Here is a 22,520-nt window from a genome sequence, read left to right as displayed (position 1 = left end):
GGTCAGTATATGACAGAAAACGGAGCTAAGATAGGTACCTTATTTTTAGACGCTTACGCTTCTTCCATGAGCGGCGCTTTTTCTTTTGCAAAACTTGCTGCGCCATTTCGGCATTGTTATTAGTAATTTGTTTGATTTCAACTTGCTTAATTTGGCGCTTTTTAAAATCGCTACTTGCCATGATCATGTCAGGACGCAGGTAATTCAAATTTTTGCCTTCATTTGAATTAAGCAAAAAGACCATGATATCGTTGATCGCACACAAAACGTGCCAAGCCTGTTCTTTTGAAACTTGATATTTTGAATCATGAACCGCTTCGTTACCCATACGGCGAATTTCATCAAATAGGTTAAACACAAGTAGAGGATAATCTAAATTTTGGCGTAGATATTTAGTGTCGCTACGCAAATTGTGTGGTTCATTTGTGGATACATAATAATTGGGATTCAGGTTTTCAATTTTAAAAATCTGTTTGCACAAGTTTTCTGCGAGCATTCGCGCGTTAATTAAAACATCACGGTAGTCGTCAATTTCATACAGTTGCTTCAAGCGTTGGCTAGTAGTGTAATCGTCTTTTAAAAGCGCGCTATCTTCCAAATAATTAAAGTTAATTTCAACCATAGGTACCTCACATTCTGCACTTATTATAACAATTTTCAACAATATTAATTGACAAAGATCTCAAAATATATTACTGTATTATATAAATAATACAGTAAAACTTAAAACAATTTTGAAACGAGGAAAAGATCATGAACGATATTTTGAAAGTTGATAAAATTACTAAAACTTATGGGAAAAAGAATGAAAAACAATACCAAGCATTAAAAGGTGTGGAATTTAGTGTGGAAAAAGGAGAATTTGTCGGCATCATGGGTGCGTCAGGTTCAGGTAAGACCACGCTTTTAAACATTTTATCCACATTAGACAAGCCAACTACTGGTCACGTTTTTGTAAATAATCAAGACATCACTACTTTGAAGAAAAACCAGATGGCAGACTTCCGCGGTAAGGAGATTGGTTTTATCTTCCAAGACTTCAACTTGCTTGAAAATTTGACTAACCGTGAAAATATTGCTTTGCCACTTTCACTTCAAAATGTGAAGGCAAGAGAAATTCAAGATAAGGTGGAAACAATTGCGAGTCGCTTGGGGATTACGCAAATTTTAGATAAGTATCCTGCCGAAATTTCTGGGGGACAAAAGCAACGTGTAGCTTCAGCTCGTGCGCTTGTCCACAATCCAAGTATTCTTTATGGGGATGAACCAACTGGTGCGCTTGATTCTAAGAGTGCAACTGAGCTTCTTGAAACAATGTCAGATTTGAACCAAAAAGATCAAGTATCAATCTTGATGGTTACTCACGATCCATATTCTGCTTCATATGCACAAAGAATTTTGTTTATCAAAGACGGTAAGATTGGAACTGAACTTAAGAAAAACGACAAGAGTCGTGAAGAATTTTACCAAGAAATCATTGCAGAATTAGGTCGACGTTAATACAGAAGAAAGGAAATAATTATGCTCTGGAAACTATCTCTTACTGGAATTAAGAGCCGGTTTAAGGACTATATGGTTCTTTTTTCTGGCTTAACATTTGCTAGTGCAATTTTTTACATGTTTATGTCGATTGCGACTAACACAAGCTTTTTGAAAGGAAATATGGTCATCGCATTCTCAATTGTGCGGATGGTCTTCGGTTTTGGGATTGCACTTCTTGCAATCATTACCTTTGTTTACATTGTTTATGCCAATAGCTTTTTGCTGAGTATGAGGCAAAAAGACTACGGGATGTATATGATGCTAGGGGCAAGAAGTTCTAATATTGGTCGTTTGATCTTCCTTGAAACTTTAGTTGTCGGTTTACTTGCAACAGCTTTAGGTGTTGTGATCGGTATCGGTCTTACACAACTGGTTTCAAATTTATTAATCTCACAATTAGGTCTTCAAATTCATAAATTTGTCGGTTTTTACTTACCAGCTCTTTTTTGGACTTTTGCTTTCTTTGCAATTTTGTTCTTCTTAGCAGCTATTTGGAACCGTCGCAAACTTGTTAAATCAGAAGTTATTAATTTACTTCGTGAAAACCAAAAGCCTGTAAAATTACGTTACAACAAGACTTGGAAAGTTATTGAAGCAATTTTAGGTATTGCTTTACTTGCAGCTGGTTATTTCGCAATGGCCAACTACAAGATTTTGATGACTAATTCAATTGTGATTGGATTTTTCACAATCGTAATTGGTTCATACTTCGTCTTTGATTCTTTCTTCACAGCAGTTATCAACATGCTTAGAAAGAACAAAAACTTCAAATATAAGAAACTTAACTCATTCACTTTAGGACAATTACGTTTTAGATTAGGTGAATATAACCGCATCTTAACAGTTGTATCGCTATTATTTGCTTTAGCACTTGGTGCAATTACTGTTGGTCTTAACTTTAACAGCCTTACTGATCAAGCTTTGAAGGCAACTTACTATGATGTAGTTGTTTATAATAAAACTTCAGCTGTTGATAAGCAGATGAAGAAGGTTTCTGTAAGATCTACAACCAAGTTTGATTACAAGTTTGTTCAAGATAAGAAGAATCAAACTATCTATGTTTCAGAAAATGAAATTGCAGATAATAATCTCAAGTTCCAACATTTTTACCAAGATAAAAAGGGCCAACAAAATTATTCAACTAAAGAGATTACTGTTAAAGGTTTAAAGAATCAAAAAGCATATAAGAATGTGGAAATGGGTTACCAATTAGCAAATCTTACCCCATATTCTGATGCTCAAGTTAAGGTAGTATCTGCAAGTGAATATAAGAAGATTAATGTTCAGCAGCAAAGTTCATATTTGTTATTAGTTAACAACTTTAGATCTAATTTCAACAATGTTGAAAAACTTCAAAAATTAGCTGTTAACAGTATGATTGGTAATGAAAAGGTAACAGATAATTCAGTCCAAGTTAATATTACTAATTCAAAATCTAGTTCATACCGCTTGATCTCTGGTATGGCTTCAGGCTTTGAATTCATGGGCTTCTTCTTAGGTTTGGCTTTTCTTGCAATGCTTGCTTCAACTTTGATGTTCAAGGTTTTATCAGGTGCAAATAGCGATAAGCCTCGTTACAAGATGCTTTGGAAAATGGGAACACGCAGAAGATTACTTAAGGCTTCAATTGCAAAAGAAATTGGTATCTTGTTTGCACTTCCTGCAGTACTTGGGATTGTTGATGTTTTATTCGGCTTACAATTTTTCAAGTCATTATTGCCAAATCCATATGACGGAATATGGATTCCGTTTACAATTTTCCTTGTACTCTATCTGATTTACTACGCAATTACGGTAAAATTATATGAAGGAATTGTGTTGAATAAAGATTAAACTCTTTGGAGGAGTTAAAAATGAAAAGCTTCAAAAAATTAGTTTTGGTAGGAGCATTAATATTAACCACTTCAGCAGCTTTATCAGCTTGCTCAATTGGTGACGTAGCCGATAAGTTTGCTGGCGGCGTTGAGAGATTTGCTGAAAAGCATAGTAAGAAAATCACAGGCCCAACTGTTAGAAAAACTTTGACTAATCAAACTTTTGACAAAATTGACGCAACCATTGCTGGTGGGGATATCCAGATTGAAACTGGTAAAGAATTTGCTGTGAAGTATCACGGTAAAAAGAAGATTATTCCTAAAGTAACTGTTCAAAACGGCACTTTGAAATTAAGTCAAAAAACTGGTAATAACTTTTCAATCAATAGCGGAGACGCTGAAGTGACGATTGTTGTACCAAAGAAAATGTCTTCAATTAACGCTTTAAGTGAGGGCGGCGACATCGAACTTGATTCAATCAAGGCTGAGACTTTGAAGTTAAAAAGTGCAGGCGGAGATATTGATCTTGAACATGTTACTACTAATTGGGGAAAAGCCAATAGCGAAGGCGGCGACGTTGAAGCGTCTGATCTAAAGACCAAAACTGGCTTTGGCATTAGCTCTGAAGGCGGGGATGTTGATATTTCTAGAAATAATGCTAGTGGATACGATATTTCTGCTGAGGGCGGCGACATATCAGTCAATAATGATGATGTAGATGGTAGCACTTATAAAAAGAGTGTTCATAGTGCCAATGTTCTTAAGGTCAGTGCCGAAGGCGGAGATGTAGATATTGAATAATCAAAAAAAGTTTGCTTCAAACTAACGAAGCAAACTTTTTTTATAAGCTCATTTCATTCCAGAAAGGAATCTTAATATTACCTTTTTCATCCATTGTCATCAACGTAATTGAAGCGTTCTGTGGGCCAGGTACTAACGGAATGTTGTCACCATAACGATACCAAATACTTCTAATGGTGAAACCGTGAGTCACAAGCAAGATATTTTCAGCGCCATCTAATTCGCCAATCATCTTGAAGCCCTTATCAAGACGGTCCCAATATTCTTCTGAGTTTTCAGCGTCGTGATATGGGTCGGCTTCCTTAATCCAGTCTTTGATCGTATCGATACTTTCATGAGCAAACATTTCTTGACGAGTAGCATAGCCGTGGCTGCCGCCAATCATGCGCCAAGCCATTTCAGAATCTAATCCTTCAAAATAGCCATAGAATTGTTCACGGAAGTACGGACTAGCAATATGCTACAATTCATTCTTATTTACATTGTGCTTCATAATGATTTCGCAGGTATCACTAGCACGTTTAAGGTCACTTGAAAGGGCAATGTCAAAAGGTACATCCTTTAAAGCTTCGCCTGCTTCATCAGCACCTTCAATTCCAGGTTCAGTTAATGGTGTGTCACACCAGCCTTGCATTTTGTTGTAGCGGTTAATGTAAGTTTGTCCGTGGCGAACAATGTAAATCTTCTTCATAATTTTCTCCTATACAAAAACAATCACCCCTATTGTAATAGAAGTGATTGCAAAATAAAATTATTTCTCGCTATATAATTTTTTCACTGCCCGGATATCAACCGGTTGAATCGTATAAAAAGATCCCTTTGGATACATGACCGAAACGCCATTTGTATGGCTTAAGCCGATCGCATGTCCCAATTCATGTTCCACTGTATTAACAATTCTTGCATTTGAGTAACCGTACCATCTGTTTTGCAAATAGAAGCGATTCAACTGAATCTTTGCATGAAGCAGGTGTGCGGTTGCTGGATTATAAGTGGTGTAGGTTTCACCGGCAGCTGAAGTGTCGCTCTCGCTTACGGCACTAACAACGATCTGGGCCTTACTTTTATTATTAATTTGTTTAAAAGTAAAAGCTCCAGTTCGATTCCAAATATTAATTGCGTCCATGGTGGCGCTTCTTAAAGTTGGATTGTTTTCTAAATCAATATAGACGCTTGCTTCAGGCTTATCCCAAGTAGAAGCGCCCTTTTTTAGGGGTGTGGCTTTTTTAGAGTCAGGCGATTTACTAGTAGGATTATCACCCAGAGTTGGGGCGTTGAGGCTTCCATTAGTCATCAGCTGACTGATTCGGTTTCTTAAGGTGGCAACCGAGTCGTTAGTTGCGTTTCGGAAGTTGGCATTGTTTTGATAATTCCAAACTCCGAAGGCAAGTAGCCCGATTAGGATAAGGTTTCGCAAAACCCTAAAAAATTTTCTCATTCGGATCTATCATCTCCAATTCTTGCGAGCCAGAAAATTATAACTCATAAGCGATTCATGATAAAATAATATGCAGGTTTTTTTAAGAAAATCAGCACTTTTTTAAGAAATTTGGTGAAGATATGACAAAATTAGCTGATGATAAACAATATGAACAAAAACACCTTGATCATGTAATGGGAATGATTAAGGACAAAGAAAAGAAATTACGCAAATCAATCAAAAAGGTTGAAAGCGAAGCAAGAAATCTTAATTCTCATTTCTTTGACGATGTCAAACTTGACTATGATGGCTACTCCACTTCAATGGAAACTGCTCTTTCCATTCACCAGCAACAACAACTTCTAAGCGAACGTGAACACGATTGGCAACACTCAGCTAAACAACTTGACACAGTTGAACGTCTTGAAAAGAGTCCATATTTTGCCCGCGTTGATTTTAAAGAGCAAAATGCAGACAAGACTGAAACGATCTACATTGGTTTAGGTTCTTTTGCCGATGATGACGACAACTTCTTGATCTATGACTGGCGTGCACCAATTTCCTCAATCTACTATGATGGAAAATTGGGTCAAGTTTCTTACAATTCACCTGAAGGTGAAATCACCGTTGATATGACCAAAAAGCGGCAATTTCAAATAAAAGACGGTAAGATTGAGAATATGTTTGATACCAATGAATCAATTGGGGATCAAATGCTCTTATCGGCTTTGTCTGAAAAATCAACCACGCAAATGAAGTCAATCGTAACGACTATCCAGCAAGAACAAAATAAGATTATTCGTAATACTAGTGCGGATCTTTTATTTGTCCAAGGTGCAGCGGGGTCTGGTAAGACTAGTGCAATTTTACAAAGAATTGCCTACTTGCTCTATCGCTACCGTGGTAATTTGACTTCAAGCGACGTCATCATGTTCAGTCCTAACCAATTGTTCAATGATTACATCAAGAATGTTTTGCCAGAGATGGGTGAGCAAAACATGGTGCAAATGACTTACTGGCAGTTTGTTTCTCGTCGTCTTCCAGGGATGCAAGTTGAGAATTTGTTCAAGCAATTTGAAGATAACACGGCTGATAGCAAAATTAGTGCCTTCAAAGATTCAGTTAACTTCTTTAACTTAGTGACTCGTTATGCTAAGCGCTTGAACAGACGCGGCGTAATTTTCAAAAATATTAACTTCCGCGATCCCAAGAAGCCATATTTTGACAAAGAAAAGATCAAAGAAATTTACTATTCTTACAACGAAAACTACAAGTTAGCCAACCGGATTGATGCAACGCGTGAAGAATTAATTAAGATGCTTAATCGCAAGATTGCTCCAGAAGTTAAGAAAACTTGGGTAAGTCAGGCAATCGAAAGTTTGAGTAAAGAACAACTGAATGAATTGTATGACCGTCCAGATCAAGAATTCAGTTCTGAAGCTGAAGAAGAAAAGTTTTTGGGACGCAAAATTGTGATTAAAGCATTACAACCAGTCTTCAAACGTATTCGCAGTAATAATTTTATCAATACAAGAGCGCAATACATTAGTTTCTTAAGAGCAGTCCCTAAGATGACTGATCTGTCTAAGTGGGATATCACTGAAGAAGCTTGGGCAAAGCATGTTGAAAGCGTTAAGGAAGCCTTCAAAAAGCATGATATTCACATGAATGACGTTTCAGCTTACCTCTATCTTTATGATTTAATCACAGGTAGAAGAACTGATTATGAAATGCGCTACGCCTTCATTGATGAAATCCAGGATTATACGCCATTTCAATTGGCATATCTGAAGTTCAATTTTCCACGTGCTAAATTCACTATGCTAGGGGACTTAAACCAAGCAATCTTTACTAAAGACGAAAGTCGCAGCTTACTTAAGCAGATCGCAGGCTTGTTTGATCCTAAGAAGACCGATGTTGTGCAATTGACCAAGTCATACCGTTCAACTAAGGAGATTACTGACTTCACCAAGCAAATTTTGCGTCAAGGTGAAAAGATCGAAGCCTTCAACCGTAAGGGACCACTTCCTGCAATTTATGGTCGCAAGACTGATCAAGAAGCTTTAACTGCTCTTCAAGAAATTTTGAAGGAAAATGACGCTAACAACTTTACTACTGCCATTATTACTAAGGACTTGGCAGGGGCTAAATATGTCAAAGAAGAGATGGAGAAGTTAGGTCAAAAGGTTAACTTGATTGCGACGGCTAACCAGCGCCTGATTCCAGGGGATTTAGTTGTGCCATCATACCTAGCTAAGGGACTTGAATTTGACGCCGTTGTTATGTGGGATGCTTCTAAGAAAACGTACCACAATTTAGATGAAACCCAATTGGTTTATACCATCACTTCAAGAGCAATGTATAAGCTCGATATCATCTATACCGGTGAAAAGAGTCCACTGCTTGATGTAAAATCTGAAACTTATACTGAAAAATAATTGACAAGCTTTTAATAATCGTTTAAGATAATTTCAAACTTGAAAAAACGATGAAGTAGAAAAAGTAGTTTAGGTAAAGTTAACAGAGAGTCCTCGGTTGCTGTGAAGAGGATAACAGCCTAAATGAACACACATCTACTAGTTGTCTTCCTGAATCTTAGTAGGGAAGCCCGGGATAGCCCGTTATAGCTAAAGGTTTATTAATAAACTTAGCGAGGCAACTGACGTGAGGCAGTTGTGAAGACGAGGTGGAACCGCGACGCAGATCGCCCTCTTAGATCGATTGATCTAGGAAGGCGATTTTTTTTATTAATAAACCTAGCGAGGCAGTCTGTGCAAATAGACTGTGAAGCTGAGGTGGAACCACGATAATCTCGTCCTCTTGGAGTAATCCAGGAGGACTTTTTGTTTAGAAAAATATTTATGAAAGTAAGTGGGTGTCTTAATGGAATATGTAATGCAAATTATGCCAGCACTGTTGTCTGGTAGTTTAATGACTTTGAAAATTTTCTTTTGGACCTTAATTTTGGCTTCGCCACTAGGTGTATTAGTGGCACTAGGTGAAATGAGTAAGTTTAAGCCGTTAAAATGGCTAGTAGAATTTTATGTTTGGATTATGCGGGGGACACCCTTGCTACTTCAATTAATCTTTGTTTTTTATGGTTTGCCAATCGTCGGTATTGTCTTTCCAAGATATTACGCTGCACTTTTTGCCTTTGTACTAAACTATGCCGCATATTTTGCAGAAATTTTCCGGGGCGGCTTGCAATCAATCAGCGAAGGTCAATTTGAAGCAGCTCAAGTACTTCAATTAAGCCGCGTTCAAACAATGATTCACGTCGTGATTCCGCAAGTGGTAAAAATTGTCTTGCCATCAATTGGAAACGAAGTTATCAACTTAGTTAAAGATTCTTCATTAGTTTACGTCATCGGTTTAGGCGATCTTCTTAGAGCCGGAAATGTGGCAATGGCCCGTGATGTTACCTTAGTTCCATTGATTTTAGTTGGGGCAATCTATTTACTCTTGATCAGTATCTGCGTTTTCGCACAAAAGAAAATCGAAAAGCACTTCAGTTATTACAAGTAGAGGTGAAGAACTATGTTAGAAGTTAAAAATTTAGCCAAGGCTTACGCTGGTAGACAAATTTTAAAAGATATTTCCTTTACATTGAAAGATGGCCAAATTATGACCATCGTTGGTCCATCAGGTGCAGGAAAGACAACTTTACTTAGAATTATTGCTGGGCTTGAAAGTAAAGATAGTGGTGAAATTCTAATCGACGGTAAAGAAGACTTAACTCAAGTCGGAGTCGTTTTTCAAGATTATAATTTATTCCCTAACTTGAATGTGTTAGAAAACATCACTTTAGCGCCAAAACTTGTTCTTAAAAAGAGTAAGGAAGAAGCTGAAAAAGAAGCAATGACCTTACTTGATCGGTTGCAAATGAAAGGGCGCGAAAAGCAATACCCATTCCAATTATCAGGCGGGCAAAAGCAGCGTGTGGCGATTGCTAGAGCTTTGGCGATGAAACCGAAAATTTTATGTTATGATGAACCAACTTCGGCTTTGGATCCTAACTTGCGTGTAGAAGTTGAAAAGTTGATTGTTAGTTTGAAAGAGACAGGCTTAACGCAATTGATTATTACTCACGATTTGGCTTTTGCGGAGAACGTTGCCGATCAAATGCTCAAGGTCAAGCCGCTTAGCGAGGCATAGTATGAAAAAAATCAAGATAATTTTGCTCATTCTTTTGACAGCTATCAGCGTATCGGCTTGTCAAAGTGTGCAGAGTAGAGCTAAAACTCAAGATAATTGGAAAAGAAGTGAAAGACAAAAAAGAATTGTTGTCGGTTTAGATGATTCCTTTGTTCCCATGGGCTTTGTTGAAAAAAACGGTACTTTAACCGGATATGATATTGATTTAGCTAAAGCAGTTTTTAAACGTTATGGCATCCACGTTGACTTTCAAACTATCGATTGGTCAATGAATGCAACAGAACTTCAAAACGGTACGATTGATCTAATTTGGAATGGCTATAGCATTACTAGTCAGAGAAAGAAGAAGGTCGCTTTTTCTGAGCCATATTTGAGAAACCGCCAGGTTTTAGTTGTGAAGAAAAAGAGTGGGATCAAAACGTTTGCTCAGATGAAAGGTAAAACTCTAGGGATGCAAACTGGTTCAACTGCTGAGCAATGGTATGAAAGTAAACAAAAGGTCATCCATGCCCAAAGTACGGTCTTGTATGATCAGATTCCGAATAGCTTTTTAGATCTAAATGCTGGACGAATTCAAGGAATATTGCTAGATGAAGTCTATGCCAACTATTATTTAGCTCATCTTAAAGATCGCGATTCTTACCGGGTGATTGAAAATAAGGACGTACCGCGCGACTTATTTGCAGTAGGGATGCGTAAGGGCGACAAGACTTTAAGAAGAAAAATAAATTCCGCATTAAAAGCCCTCCAAAAAAATGGCGAGCTTGAAAAGTTAAATGAAAAATGGTTTGGCAAAGATAGTAATTATCTAGGCAAGTAGGGTCTTCTTAATGACCGGTGTGATCAAATTAAGCAATTTTTGATTGCCGTAGTCAGTTAGGTGTAGCCCGTCAGCTTGATAAAGTTTGTCCACATCTTTTTCACCATCTGTTAATTTCCACAAATCGATGAAAAGTAAATTGTTCTTTTGAGCAATAGTTTTCGCCAATTTGTGGATTTTTTTGTGGTTTTCAGGGATGAAATTTGCGGCAGTTTCACTATTTGGGTTAGCTTTCCAAGGACCCACAATGATAATTTTTCGGTTTTTACAAAAATCGATCATTTTTTGGAGGTTTTTGGCATAGTTTTCTGGAGTAATTCCCCACACGGTCGCGTCATTAGTGCCATATTCAATTACGATTAGGTCAAAATCTGGCGGCAGTTGCGCTAAATAGTCTAGTCCTTCCACAGTAGTAGCGCCACTTTTGGATAAATTATCCACCTGTGCAAAATTATTTAAACGTTCATTTAAACCGGCTGTAATGACAGTGGTATTATGATGATTACGAAAACCATTGAATAAAGAATCACCAAAAAGGATAATTTTTTTCATATCTTAACTTCTTTCTACTATAATTAACTAGATTGATAATTTAGAAATGGGCAATAATTATGAAGAACTATTTGACGATTGAGCGAGATGAGTGGGCTAAATTGGCGCCTGATCATAAAATTGAAATTACTAAAGAAGAATTAGCTGATATTAAAGCCTTGGGTGATGTGATCGATCTAACTGATGTGCATGAGGTATACACAAGTTTAATTTCATATTTACACATTATGTATAAAAATAAAAGAGAAAAGCAGCAGGCTACGATGAACTTTTTAAAAGAGCATGTTAGCGTTTCTCCTTTTGTGATTGGAATTTCTGGGTCAGTGGCTGTAGGAAAATCTACGACTGCGCGACTTTTGCAATTGCTGCTGAGTAGGGCTTATCCAGAATTAAAAGTACATTTAATGACGACAGATGGCTTTTTATATAATAATGCGGAATTAAAAAGACGCAATTTAATGTCACATAAAGGTTTTCCAGAAAGTTATAATATGAAATTGCTAAGTGACTTTCTTGAGGATGTATTCAGTGGTAAGAAAGATATTGTCTATCCACTATATTCCCAGGAATTAAGCGATATAGTTCCAGGAATATACGGTCATGTGAAGCGCCCTGATATTTTAATTATGGAAGGAATTAATACCTTACAATTGCCAGAGAGTGGTCAAGTGGTGACTAGTGACTTTTTCGACTTTTCAATTTATATTGATGCGGATGAAGATAAAATTGAAAGTTGGTACATGCAGCGCTTTGAAAAAATTATGGCTATTAATAAGAATAAGCCAGATAATTACTATTATGAATTAGCTAATGGTCCAAAAGAAAAGGCGTTACAATTAGCTGAAGAAACCTGGCAGATGGTTAACTTGGTTAACCTGCGGCAATATATTGCTCCTACTAAGTCACGTGCTAATCTGATTCTACACAAGACAGATCATCATTTAATTGATCGTATCTTACTTCAGCGCTTTTAATTTGGTATACTAGATAATATGAAAACGATCTATTTATTTTTGATAAAGAAATTTGCCTTGCCTCCAGCGTATTAAAATTGAAAAAACTAGTCACAATTTTATACACAAAGGAGAAAAAAACATGGTGCAAGCAATTAATTTGAAAAAAGGTATGGTATTTAGTCAAGATGGTAAGTTGATCAGAGTATTGGCAGCTAACCACCACAAGCCTGGTAAGGGTAACACTGTTATGCAAATGGATTTGCGTGACGTTAAGAGTGGTGCCGTTGTTCACAAGACTATGCGTCCAACCGAAAAGGTAGACTTGGTAGAAATCGCAAAGAAAACTGCGCAATACCTTTATAACGAAGGTGACATCTACACTTTCATGGATACCGAAACTTATGAACAATACGAAGTTTCAAAAGATCAAATTGGTGATGATGTTAACTACTTGATTCCTAACATCAATGTTGATTTGGAATTCACTGATGCGGGTGAATTGATCGGTATCGAATTGCCAGCAACTGTTGTCTTGACTGTTAAGGAAACTCAACCTGAAATTAAGGGTGCTACTGCTGCAGGCGGTGGTAAGCCAGCAACTATGGAAACTGGGTTGGTGGTAACTGTTCCTGACTTTATCAAGGAAGGCGAAAAGTTAGTTATCAACACTGCTGAAGGTACGTACAAGTCACGTGCTAATGACTAATTAGTTTAATATAGAAAAAAACACCAGTATTGGGATTAATTTAACCCAAGCTGGTGTTTTTTCTAAAGCAAAATCAAAATAAGTGCGATCAAAGCTGGCAACATTTGTATTGCGAATATTTTTTTAGTTGCAGTAAAACCACCGAAGATTGCAACTACAACGATAAAGCTGAGAAGAATTGCCCAGACGTTAGTCAAAACAACGCCAGAAAACATGAAGTAGGAAAGAATAATTACTAATCCAAGCATGGCGTTATAAATCCCTTGGTTAGCCATTGAAACTTTAGCTTCTTTTTGCTTAACAAAATTAACAGTCATATCAAATGCTTTAGCTTGAGTCTCAGGCTTACCAAAAATTTCAAGTCCAGCAATTCCGAGGTGTTCGATTGCAACTATGAAAGTTAAAATCACACCGATAATATGTAATGTATTCATTATTACCCTCTCAATTTATAAATTATAGGAATTAACTATACCATTATTTTAGGCAAATGAAAAACCATCACTTAATAAAGTAATGGCTCATACGCTTAATCAACTTCGATTACTTTTTTGGTAACCGCATCAATCTTAACATCAGTATCGTTTGCGCCGTTTTCAACTTGTACTTCCCAAACTAAGCGACCGTCATCATATTCTAAAGTCCACTCAGTGGCGGTGCCTTTAGCGTGTTTTTCTGCAATTTGACTGGCCTTCTTGCGGCTAATAACGTTGTCTAAGTTAATTGGCTTTTGATTACGTTCATCAAGTTCGAGTTTTTGAGAAAAGCTGCGCAGAACCTTCCCAGTTTTCGCATCAATTGAAACTATGTATTCTTTGGAGTGGTCGAAACCTTCAATTTCGTAGACGTATTGCTGGTGCTCCTTCTTCAAAGATATTTCCTTTAATTCAGTTGCCTTGAAAGTTTTCTTGTATGTGTCAATAGCTTCTTTTTGACTGATTTTGATTGCCGGTGTCTTTTTAACAGAATTAGATGATGATGTAGTCTTATTTTCTTTAGTATTTGTAATTTTTGACTCTGGCTTAGTTGCTACGTTATCTTGAGAGTTAGTATTTGAGCAAGCAGCAGTAGTTAATAAAGCGGTAAAAATAGCACCGATAGAAAGAATTTTATTAACATTAGTTTTTTTCATATATGTACCTGCTTTCTGTATTTATATTTAAAAGTTGATACATATATTATATAAAAATATTGACGCTGTGTCATAACAAGCTGAATAGTTTATTAATTCTTAATTTTAGTCAAAAAAAGGCCGGTAAAACCAGCCTCAATTTCAATTATTCACCTTTGAAAGTGCCGTTTTCTACTTCACGGATGAAGTCAGCTAAGTGCTTGTAGTACACATCTGGATTATCAACCATATGGTGGTGGCCTCCATCAGGAGTGGTAACTAAGCGTGAGTTAGGAATTTCCTTTTGCATAGTCTTAGCAGTATCAATTGGCATAGTTTCGTTTTCACCAAAAGTGAGCAAAGTAGGAACCTTAATCTTGTGCAATTGATCTCTGAAGTGCCAGTCCTTAAGCTTACCAGTAATGACGAATTCATTATCGCCTTGGAATGCGTTATAAACGGCACTGCCGCCCAGATCCTTCAAGTGGTAAAGCTTAGAAGGCTGCTTACGGTCAACGAAGTTAATGTTCAAAATCTGAACATCGTCTTGATAACGTTGATTATCGTAGTCATTATTCTTTTCGCATTCGTGCATGAAGTCAATCTCGGTTTGTGGAAGGACTTCTTGACGGCGGCGATTTACTGCTTCAACGTATTCGTCAATTTCGTCAACCATTGAAGAAATAATAGCACCCTTTAAGTGTTGACCGTATTTAACAGCGTATTCTTGAACTAAAAGTCCGCCCCAACTTTGACCGATCAAGTAGAAGTTGTTGATGCCGAGTTTTTCACGAACTTCATCAACTTCGTCTAAGAAGTATTCATAAGTTAAATACTTATCGGCAATTTTGGGATCAGAGTAGTCAGGTTGGTCTGAATATAGTGAGCCAAGTTGGTCGTACATAGTAACTTGAACGTCTAAACCTTGCTTCTTAAGTTGTTCGGCAGTGTCTTCCCAATATTCGTGGTTGCCGCCAGGTCCGCCGTGAAGAGCTAATAAGTGGATATCGCCTTGACCTTGAGTGTTGGTCCACAAGTGATAACCGTTATCTAAAGTAATGATTTTAGTACCAGTTTTCATAATAATTTCCTTTCAAAAATAGTTAAGTTCATTCTACCATTTTAGCGCTAAGATTGAGAAAATGTGAATGTTTCGCGTATAATAGGGCAGTAAGACTAAATGAGGGGAAAATATGAGTTTAAAATATGCCAAAAAAAGCAAGGTGATCTGCTTTGCCATTCTAGCTGCAATTAAAGCCTGCAATATTGTCTTTGTAGCTTACATGATTCAAATTATGCTTAATGTTGCTTCATCAGGCTCGCGCGACTACATGCATTTGATTCGTTTAGCGCTTCTAACGGGTCTTGGACAAATGTGTTTTATGGCTAGCAACTTCGTCTATGAAACAGTTAAGATGGGGATCGTTAGAGATGTGAATCTGGTATTTAAAAGAGCCAATCTTGCTTACTTAGTAGACCAGGGAGACAGTGATATAAAAAATGGCTTGTCTTTAATGACAAATGACCTAAAGCAAATTGAGACTAACCGTATCAATGCTCAATTAGACATGATTTTGCAAGGCTTGTCATTTATCGGAGCTATCAGCTTTGCCTTTTATTCTTCTTGGCAAATGACAGTTGTCTTTGTTGTAGCAATGATTGCACCTGCCTTAGTACAGATGATTACTAGCCCAATAATTACTAAGAAGTCGAAGATCTGGGCTGATAAAAATGCTAATTATACACAGAACGTTTCTGATTCATTAAATGGTGCCCAATCAGCTAAGTTATATAATGTTAGCTCTAATGTGGTTACTCGTGCTGCTAAGGCTGCCCAAGATATGGAAAATGCTTTGCGAAACATGTCATTAACTCAGGCATGGGCGCTTGAATTAATTTATTCAGCAGCAGAAGTTTTCTGTTTCATCATTCCTTGTACAATCGGGGGAATCTTAATGATGCAGGGGCAACTTAAGGTTGGTACCTTAGTTATGATGGTAGATTTAGCGATGAATTTCATCACACCAGTTGTAACTTTGTTCAACGAATTCAATCAGGTGAAGTCAACTGTGCCGATGTGGGAAAAGACCAAAAAGGCACTGGACTATCAAGTTGTTGTGTCGAAGGAAAAAGTTGACCACTTCGATGGAATGTACATTAAGAGATTGTCTTATGTAACTAATTCTGATCACAAGCGTATTTTTAAGAATGTAGACTTGGAAGTAAAGCCGGGTGAAAAGGTTCTACTTATGGCGCCAAGTGGTTGGGGGAAGACAACGTTACTCAGATTGATGCTGGGAATTAAGAAGCCAGATGTAGGACAAATTTTATTAAACGACAAAGATGTGTCTGGAAATTGGGATAAGGCACATAATTTCTATTCCTATGTTAACCAAAAACCATTCATGTTCGATGATACCTTACGCTTTAATATTACTCTTGGAAGAGAAGTATCTGATGAAAGATTAGCAACTGTAATTCATGAAGCTGGGCTAGATGATCTAGTAAAGCAGCACGGGTTGGATTCTTCAGTTGGTGAAAATGGTAATAACTTGTCAGGTGGGCAGATTCAGCGGGTGGAAATTGCAAGAGCGTTATTATCCGGACGCCCGATTTTGCTAGCAGATGAAGCAACTAGTGCGCTTGATCCTAACTTGTCATTGGCAATTCACAAGACTTTGCTTGAGAATCCGAAGGTGGCAGTAGTGGAAGTTGCTCATAAGATTTCACCTGAAGAAAAGAAAATGTTTGATAAGATTGTCCATTTGGATAGTCGAACTGTTGAGAAAAAGATGTAAAGAAATAAGCATGTCACTACAACGTTGACATGCTTATTTTTGTGAAGATATTTAATTATCACTCTTTGTTTTTACTCCAAAGAATGTTGCAAAGGCGACTAAAGCTATGCTGAGTAAGCCAAATATGCTAGTAGCTTGTTCTTGCTTTCCCCCAGCTGCTGGTAAAGTAGTATTATCAGCTTTGCTTTCTTGAGTAGATTTTGAACTAACTTTTTGAGCAAGTGGAGCAATAGTTTCTTCTTTGTTAGATGAAGCAGTATGCACTGCAGAAGTTACTTTCTTTGTGTCTTCATCATGTAGTTCAACTTTTTCATGATCAGTTGAGCTTGAGTTAGACAGAAGATTCATGTATGGATTCGTTGGAGCCTGTGAAGTAGGCGGCTGGAGCGAATTTTCAGGATAAGTAGTATCTTCTGGAGTAGAAGGGGTTACCGGATTCGTTGGCTCTTCTGGGTTAGACTGTTCAGGCGCTGATGGCTGAACTGGTGTAGAAGGCTGCGGAATAATTGGATAGATCGGCAACATTGGAGAAGTTGTAGAATCAGGATTAGTGATTTGAGGCTCTGAAGGTTGTGGATTTGTAGGTTCTACTGGTTCAGTAGGATTTTCCGGCTTTTCAGGTTCCGATGGGTTCTCTGGCTCTTCTGGCTCACTTGGTTGTGGTCTTGGTGGAATCGGCTTGATCGGTGTAGTTGGTACTTGATCAGGCTTTGAATTAGTTGGGGGATGAGTCAAATCCCAACGATGTGTTTCTCCACCATCGACAATTACAGTTTGACCAATAATATTACCATCCACATTAACTTTAGCAGTAATTGTAGCATTAGGAGCTAGAATACTACCCATAAAAGGCGATTGGTTAGCAATTGTCACTTGACTGACATTAGTACCAAAGTTCCACAAGACTTTATTATGAAGTGGATTAGTTTCAGAACTACCGTGACTTGAGCCGTCTGCATAGGTTAACTTAACTTGAGTTGAAACGTTTAAATCTCCACGACTTGTGTTAACCACATTCAAAACGATATTTGGTCCGCCAGCTTCTGTGCTAATTCCCTTAATATGAATTGGGCGGTCAGAAGTAATGTATTGTGCATCAATTGTCACATAGACAGTGTTTTCAGTTGCACTAACATTACTGATGTCAATGTAGCGATTATTTTGGTCACTAAAATCTGCCACTACACCTTCTGTTTGAGTTTGAGAGCTAAAATTATTTGCTTTATCGTTTAATTTATCTAGCTCTTTTTTGAAGTCAATTAATTCTTCAGCTTTGATTACTTGATCGGCTTTAACCTGATCAAGCGTTACCCAATCGCCATTAACCATTACTTCTAAGCGGTGTGACTCGTTTGGTTTAGGACGATATTCAATTTCTGGGCCAAAAACTACGATTTTGTTGTCAGCAGTAAAAGCACCATTAGAAATTTGGTCAATTGAATTGACATAGTAAATATCGCCATAAGTTAAGTTAGTATTGGCGTTGTTGTTTGTACCAAAGTTACTACCATTAACATTTAATTTGTCAGCGGCAACGTTGCCGGCAACATGAGTTCCGTTTTGGATTGAGACATTTTGCCCAAACAAGTGGAAGGCACCGGCAATTCCTAAAAGATGATTTTTGTCGAGATCTTCCATAAATTGTTTGATTTCATCAAGTGAATTGGTATCAACTGTTGGCTTCTTTTTGTTTTCTTCTGAATCTACTGCTTCTTGACTAGAAGAATTATCTGTTTCGATTGTAGGACTAGAGGCTGGTGTGTCCTTTAGTTCTACCTTTTCTTCAATAGTCGTTTTATCCACAGATAGTTGTTCATCGCTCTTTGACACGTCTACATCTATATCTATATCACTTGTTTGAGAGTTATCTTGAGTATCTGAAGTTACTATTTCAGGATCAGTTCCAGCAACTTGCTCACTTGGAGTTTCTTGAATTGCTGCAGAAACGATCGGTAGAGCATTATTGGAAAGAATTCCTAAGCTTAGCAATACTGCAGCAGTTCCTGTAGTTAACTTACGAATTGCAAATTGCGTCTTTATTTTTTTAGACATTTGTTTCACCTCTTAATGTTCTATCAAAAAACAAATTTATATAGCATATTTTAAATGACACAATGTCACTTTTCAAGATAGAAAACTCATTTTTACCAAAAGTAAATAATTAGTCAGAATTAACTATAGCTTTTTTCTTGCGTTCAATTTTTATATATATTAAATTTATTATACGGTGACGTAGTGTCACAAACTAAAAGCTAAAATATAGACAGATGCTACATATAGATATAGGGGGCATTTATCATGACTGATAGAAAAAGGAAGATGAATAAACAAAGTAAAAATGATCAATCAAGAGTTGAGCGCAATGCTAAGAAAGTAGCGACAGGAACAGCTTCAGTTTTACTTAGTACTGGCTTAATGATGGGAAGCAATGCACGATCAGTTAAAGCTGGTTCGCGTCCGGAAGATGAAATCGTACAAGTTGTAGATAAGTCTGAAGAAAGCCCGCAAGAAGTTATTAAAGAATTTGCTAGTGAAGAAACGGCTGTTGCAACTGAAGCACAAGATGCTGCAGCTGAGGAAGTGCAGGTAGATACTGCTACTGAAGAAGCTCCAGCAGATGTTGCAGTAGAAGAAGTAGAAGTTGAGACGCAAGCAGCTAGTGAAAATGTTGAAGAAACTGTTTCAGACGACAAAGAAAATGTAAATGCTGAAGTGATTCAAGTTAAAGCAGCTCAGATTGAAGCAACTGGTGATAGCGAAAGCGGAACTGAGGTTGAAAGCCCAGTGGAATCTGCTGATTCAGGAGTAAAGTCAGAATGGACCGAACAAACTGATAAATTTAATGACCTTAGTAGCCAATTTGATACTAAGCTAAATGAACTTAAAGAAACTAAGACTGAAGAAGATTGGAAAACTAAGTATCAAGAAACTCAAGATCTTTGGAAGCAATTAGAAGACCAGTTGAAGAGTATCAATGATATCAACGTAACTGAGATCGATGGTACTAGTGGTGTTAGTTTAGATCAATGGAAAGAAAATAAGGATGATTTAGTTAAAAAGATTTCTGATTTTTTATCTGAGAGAAATAAAAAATTAGAAGACTATATTAAAGAACTTGATGCTATGGGCTTAAATGATAAAGATGCGATAGATCCATCTACTTTGAAACAAGATTTCCTTTTGGAACATCAAGATCCTGATAATCCTAAGTCATCGGTGAGTGTAGATTTTAATGTAGTTGGAGATAATGCTGTTGAAAAATTATCTGAGTCTCAATATGCTTCAACCTTAGGTAAAGATAAGTATATTTTTTATTTAGGTGGTGGGGCTGATAAGTATAAAGATAAAGAAGTTTTAACTATTACTTATATCACTGAAGATGAAACTATTTGGCACTACGGAAATACAATAATTAAGAGTATTAAAATTGCATTTTCGAATCCAGAGAATAATACCTGGAGTAGCTCTATTATATTTGGTACTGATCCGACAAATGGCTGGTGGTATTCAAATATGTCTGGTATTACAGCTAAGATGACTTTCTATGATAAAGATGGAAAACAGGTTACTTTTGAGCAAAATGCATATGTGACAATTTCATCACTTAATTCATATGGGCCAAGTAAAGGAAATACCTATAATAGCCAAAATCACGAAGAAGACTTGGGTTATGAAGGTGCCGAATTAAAAGTTGATAAAGAAAATGGTACTGATGGTGATTCAATCAAAATCCTTGAAAGTACAATTAAGCCAGAAGATGAAAATTCCAAGATAATACACGCGACTCCAGGTAGTAACAACTCTGAAATCTTTAATAATGAGATGGCTGGAGCGAATAATAAATATGCTGGCTGGGATGTTCGTGATAGTAAAACTGGCATTTATGGTGCAGGAGTATTTTGGATTAGTGGTAATTCAATTACTCTTCGGAGTTTTAAAGCAAACTCTGATGGTACGCCGTTTGAACGGGTCAGAGATGAAAATGGTAAACCTTTGGGTAAAGAGGGGAATAGCCAATCAGCCTGGTTTGTTTGGACAACCAAAGTACCAAAACTTACGATTGATACTGAGAATCCAGACGAAGATAAACTAAATGTGGACTGGAAAAATTACTTTATTCCTAGTGCAGTTGTTCACTACGTTGATGAAGAAACCGGAAAAGATGTAGATATTTCTTCTATCCTAACTGGTGAACCAGGTAAAACAATTGATTACTCATCTAGTGAAGTTTTAAAAAAACTAGAAGAACAAGGCTATGAAGTGGTTTCAAATGAATATGATTCAGAGGGCAAGAGTCCAGAATTTGCTCAAAATGATGGCACAGTTCACTACAAGATTGTTTTAAAGAAAAAGGCTGCCCCAGTCGATCCAAAACCTGATCCAGAGCCGACTGATCCAATTAATCCACAGCCTGATCCAGAGCCAACGCCTGCTCCAGATACTCCACAGCCGGATCAACCAACAGATCCGCAGCCTACTACTCCAGCTGCACCAGCTCCTGATAATGAAACTACGGATAGCGAGGATCCAGATAAGAGTGAACCTAGTGATGAGTCAATTTATGATAAAAATGTTCATTCTAACTCAGAAACTGAAAATCTGAAGGCTGATAAAGAAACGGTAGAAATAAATCCTCAGAATGATAGTGTATCTGGTGTTGTAAATTCTACTCAGAAAGAAAACCTCAATGAAGTAAGTTCAATGAAATCTGATGAGGAAAACACCTTACCACAAACTGGCGCAGAAAATGACAGTGTGCGTGAAATGCTTAGTGCATTAATTTCAGCTTTAGGTCTTGGTGGCATAGCTGGAACTAGAAAACGCAAGAAGAAAAATAACAAAAAGTAGAGTTTGTCAAAAATAAATAACGGTATTTAAAAAAGTGGCTTAATTTAAGCTGCTTTTTTTGCTACTAACAAAAAATAAATAAAAGTCAATGCTTGTATTGAAAAAATAGGCTGGTACACTAGATATCGATGTTTCTTTTTCAAAAGAAGCGGATAAGGCACAATATATTGTGAACCTAGCTAGATAGAGGAGAGTATGATAATGGAAAATAGACATGAGAATTATTTCGTTTGGTTGTTTAATCAGTTAAAGGGGTGGCCAGTTCAAAACTACTGCCTTTGGTTCTTCGCTTTCGGATTTCAATTAGCAATTTTGCTTCAAAATAAGATGGATGCGGTAACTCTAATTACCTTTATTGGAACTTTACTTGGAACACTTTGCGTATTAGCAATCAATGCGACGAAAGCAATCAACGGCTGGCTAGGCCTCATTTCCGCAGCTTGCTTTATTTATGCAGGCTGGTCAGCTAAGAACTATCTTTCCATTTTTGAACAAGTAGCTTACATTCTTACTTTAGATTTACCAGTTATCTTGTCAGTTAGATCATGGAATGACGATACTAAAAATCACCTTCGTAAGTTTGGTGCAAAGGAATGGATTGTCGCAATTGTCGGCACCATTGCAGTTTACTTAGTATCTGGTTACTTAATTGGTCGTTTTACCAACGATCCTCGTCCTTGGATTGATGCCATTAGTTTCGCCGTTTCACTTACTGCTGGAATTATGTGCTTTATGCGTTACAACAATCAATACTTCTGGTGGACTTTCAGTGGTATTTTCCAATTAATCCTTTGGGGAATTACCTTTGCACAAGGCGATGCAACTTTAGCAATGGCTGTTAACTCACTTATTTATGTAATTAACGATGTTTTAGCGTTCACTGTGTCACCATGGTTCAATATGGGTAGACGTCGTGAAGGTTTGAAAGAAATTAGAAATTAATAATTGCAAGTAGCAAATTAATTCAAAAGTTATCGAGAATTCGGTAGCTTTTTTA

The 22,520-nt window shown here is 37.1% G+C and carries 19 protein-coding genes, 1 pseudogene and 1 other annotated feature; of the genes and pseudogenes, 12 read left to right on the top strand and 8 right to left on the bottom strand.

Annotation, left to right across the window (positions count from 1 at the left end; genetic code table 11):
* Nucleotides 1-25 precede the first annotated feature (25 nt).
* Nucleotides 26-622: a hypothetical protein gene (locus FC46_RS04490; RefSeq protein ID WP_057798280.1), complete on the bottom strand. Its 597-nt coding sequence runs from the start codon at nt 620-622 to the stop codon at nt 26-28.
* A gap of 131 nt (nt 623-753) precedes the next feature.
* Here FC46_RS04490 and FC46_RS04485 point away from each other — a divergent pair, with 131 nt between their 5' ends.
* The 3 genes from FC46_RS04485 to FC46_RS04475 are packed head-to-tail and all read left to right on the top strand — an operon-like array spanning nt 754 to nt 4,157.
* Nucleotides 754-1,500 carry an ABC transporter ATP-binding protein gene (locus tag FC46_RS04485; protein WP_057798278.1) on the top strand — a complete coding sequence of 249 codons (747 nt, stop codon included), beginning with the start codon at nt 754-756 and terminating at the stop codon, nt 1,498-1,500.
* 21 nt (nt 1,501-1,521) lie between these two features.
* Complete coding sequence (locus FC46_RS04480) at nt 1,522-3,375, top strand: FtsX-like permease family protein (protein WP_057798276.1); 1,854 nt, start codon at nt 1,522-1,524, stop codon at nt 3,373-3,375.
* 20 nt (nt 3,376-3,395) lie between these two features.
* Complete coding sequence (locus FC46_RS04475) at nt 3,396-4,157, top strand: DUF4097 family beta strand repeat-containing protein (protein WP_057798274.1); 762 nt, start codon at nt 3,396-3,398, stop codon at nt 4,155-4,157.
* A gap of 40 nt (nt 4,158-4,197) precedes the next feature.
* On the opposite strand, the pseudogene FC46_RS04470 reads toward FC46_RS04475, so the two are convergent.
* Together FC46_RS04470 and FC46_RS04465 are read right to left on the bottom strand one after the other, a co-directional pair.
* A pseudogene (locus tag FC46_RS04470) lies at nt 4,198-4,848 on the bottom strand (histidine phosphatase family protein).
* Between the two features lie 60 nt (nt 4,849-4,908).
* On the bottom strand, nt 4,909-5,595 hold the full coding sequence (locus FC46_RS04465; protein ID WP_057798272.1) for a matrixin family metalloprotease: 687 nt from the start codon (nt 5,593-5,595) through the stop codon (nt 4,909-4,911).
* Nucleotides 5,596-5,717: 122 nt separating this feature from the next.
* Here FC46_RS04465 and helD point away from each other — a divergent pair, with 122 nt between their 5' ends.
* The 4 genes from helD (at nt 5,718) to FC46_RS04445 (ending at nt 10,552) form a co-directional block, all read left to right on the top strand.
* Nucleotides 5,718-8,015: an RNA polymerase recycling motor HelD gene (helD, locus tag FC46_RS04460; protein WP_057798271.1), complete on the top strand. Its 2,298-nt coding sequence runs from the start codon at nt 5,718-5,720 to the stop codon at nt 8,013-8,015.
* A 41-nt stretch (nt 8,016-8,056) separates the two neighbouring features.
* Nucleotides 8,057-8,292: a binding site (T-box leader), on the top strand.
* A gap of 168 nt (nt 8,293-8,460) precedes the next feature.
* Nucleotides 8,461-9,102, top strand: coding sequence for an amino acid ABC transporter permease (locus tag FC46_RS04455; protein WP_057798282.1), 642 nt, complete (start codon nt 8,461-8,463; stop codon nt 9,100-9,102).
* 12 nt (nt 9,103-9,114) lie between these two features.
* Nucleotides 9,115-9,732, top strand: a complete 618-nt coding sequence (locus tag FC46_RS04450) for an amino acid ABC transporter ATP-binding protein (protein ID WP_057798269.1) — start codon at nt 9,115-9,117, stop codon at nt 9,730-9,732.
* Between the two features lies 1 nt (nt 9,733).
* A complete protein-coding gene (locus FC46_RS04445) occupies nt 9,734-10,552 on the top strand; it encodes an amino acid ABC transporter substrate-binding protein (RefSeq protein ID WP_057798267.1) in 819 nt (272 codons plus the stop codon).
* Here the strand turns inward: FC46_RS04445 and FC46_RS04440 are convergent.
* On the bottom strand, nt 10,541-11,104 hold the full coding sequence (locus tag FC46_RS04440; protein ID WP_057798265.1) for an SGNH/GDSL hydrolase family protein: 564 nt from the start codon (nt 11,102-11,104) through the stop codon (nt 10,541-10,543). The two genes, FC46_RS04445 and FC46_RS04440, sit on opposite strands and share 12 nt — an antisense overlap.
* A gap of 59 nt (nt 11,105-11,163) precedes the next feature.
* Between FC46_RS04440 and coaA the strand changes: the two genes are divergently transcribed.
* Together coaA and efp are read left to right on the top strand one after the other, a co-directional pair.
* Nucleotides 11,164-12,078 carry a type I pantothenate kinase gene (coaA, locus tag FC46_RS04435; protein WP_057798263.1) on the top strand — a complete coding sequence of 305 codons (915 nt, stop codon included), beginning with the start codon at nt 11,164-11,166 and terminating at the stop codon, nt 12,076-12,078.
* 121 nt (nt 12,079-12,199) lie between these two features.
* Nucleotides 12,200-12,766 carry an elongation factor P gene (efp, locus tag FC46_RS04430; RefSeq protein ID WP_057798261.1) on the top strand — a complete coding sequence of 189 codons (567 nt, stop codon included), beginning with the start codon at nt 12,200-12,202 and terminating at the stop codon, nt 12,764-12,766.
* 62 nt (nt 12,767-12,828) lie between these two features.
* Here efp and FC46_RS04425 read toward each other — a convergent pair whose 3' ends face one another.
* From FC46_RS04425 to FC46_RS04415, 3 genes are all read right to left on the bottom strand, one after another.
* The gene (locus tag FC46_RS04425) at nt 12,829-13,200 is read right to left on the bottom strand and encodes a DUF1304 domain-containing protein (RefSeq protein ID WP_057798259.1); all 372 of its coding nucleotides are present in this window, start codon (nt 13,198-13,200) and stop codon (nt 12,829-12,831) included.
* 95 nt (nt 13,201-13,295) lie between these two features.
* Entirely contained in the window at nt 13,296-13,898 is a 603-nt protein-coding gene (locus FC46_RS04420; RefSeq protein ID WP_057798258.1) for a PepSY domain-containing protein, read from the bottom strand.
* Between the two features lie 145 nt (nt 13,899-14,043).
* Entirely contained in the window at nt 14,044-14,958 is a 915-nt protein-coding gene (locus FC46_RS04415) for a prolyl aminopeptidase (protein ID WP_057798257.1), read from the bottom strand.
* Between the two features lie 112 nt (nt 14,959-15,070).
* Here FC46_RS04415 and FC46_RS04410 point away from each other — a divergent pair, with 112 nt between their 5' ends.
* The gene (locus tag FC46_RS04410) at nt 15,071-16,675 is read left to right on the top strand and encodes an ATP-binding cassette domain-containing protein (protein WP_057798256.1); all 1,605 of its coding nucleotides are present in this window, start codon (nt 15,071-15,073) and stop codon (nt 16,673-16,675) included.
* 51 nt (nt 16,676-16,726) lie between these two features.
* Here the strand turns inward: FC46_RS04410 and FC46_RS04405 are convergent, their stop codons facing one another.
* Entirely contained in the window at nt 16,727-18,727 is a 2,001-nt protein-coding gene (locus FC46_RS04405; RefSeq protein ID WP_057798255.1) for a collagen-binding domain-containing protein, read from the bottom strand.
* Nucleotides 18,728-18,973: 246 nt separating this feature from the next.
* Between FC46_RS04405 and FC46_RS04400 the strand changes: the two genes are divergently transcribed.
* The gene (locus FC46_RS04400) at nt 18,974-21,523 is read left to right on the top strand and encodes a mucin-binding protein (protein WP_057798254.1); all 2,550 of its coding nucleotides are present in this window, start codon (nt 18,974-18,976) and stop codon (nt 21,521-21,523) included.
* A gap of 201 nt (nt 21,524-21,724) precedes the next feature.
* Nucleotides 21,725-22,465, top strand: a complete 741-nt coding sequence (pnuC, locus tag FC46_RS04395) for a nicotinamide riboside transporter PnuC (RefSeq protein ID WP_057798253.1) — start codon at nt 21,725-21,727, stop codon at nt 22,463-22,465.
* Nucleotides 22,466-22,520: the final 55 nt, after the last annotated feature.

This window comes from Lactobacillus kalixensis DSM 16043, from assembly GCF_001434335.1.
GTDB lineage: Bacteria > Bacillota > Bacilli > Lactobacillales > Lactobacillaceae > Lactobacillus > Lactobacillus kalixensis.
Note: the sequence above shows the minus strand (reverse complement) of the source record. Positions and strands in the feature narration are given on the sequence as shown.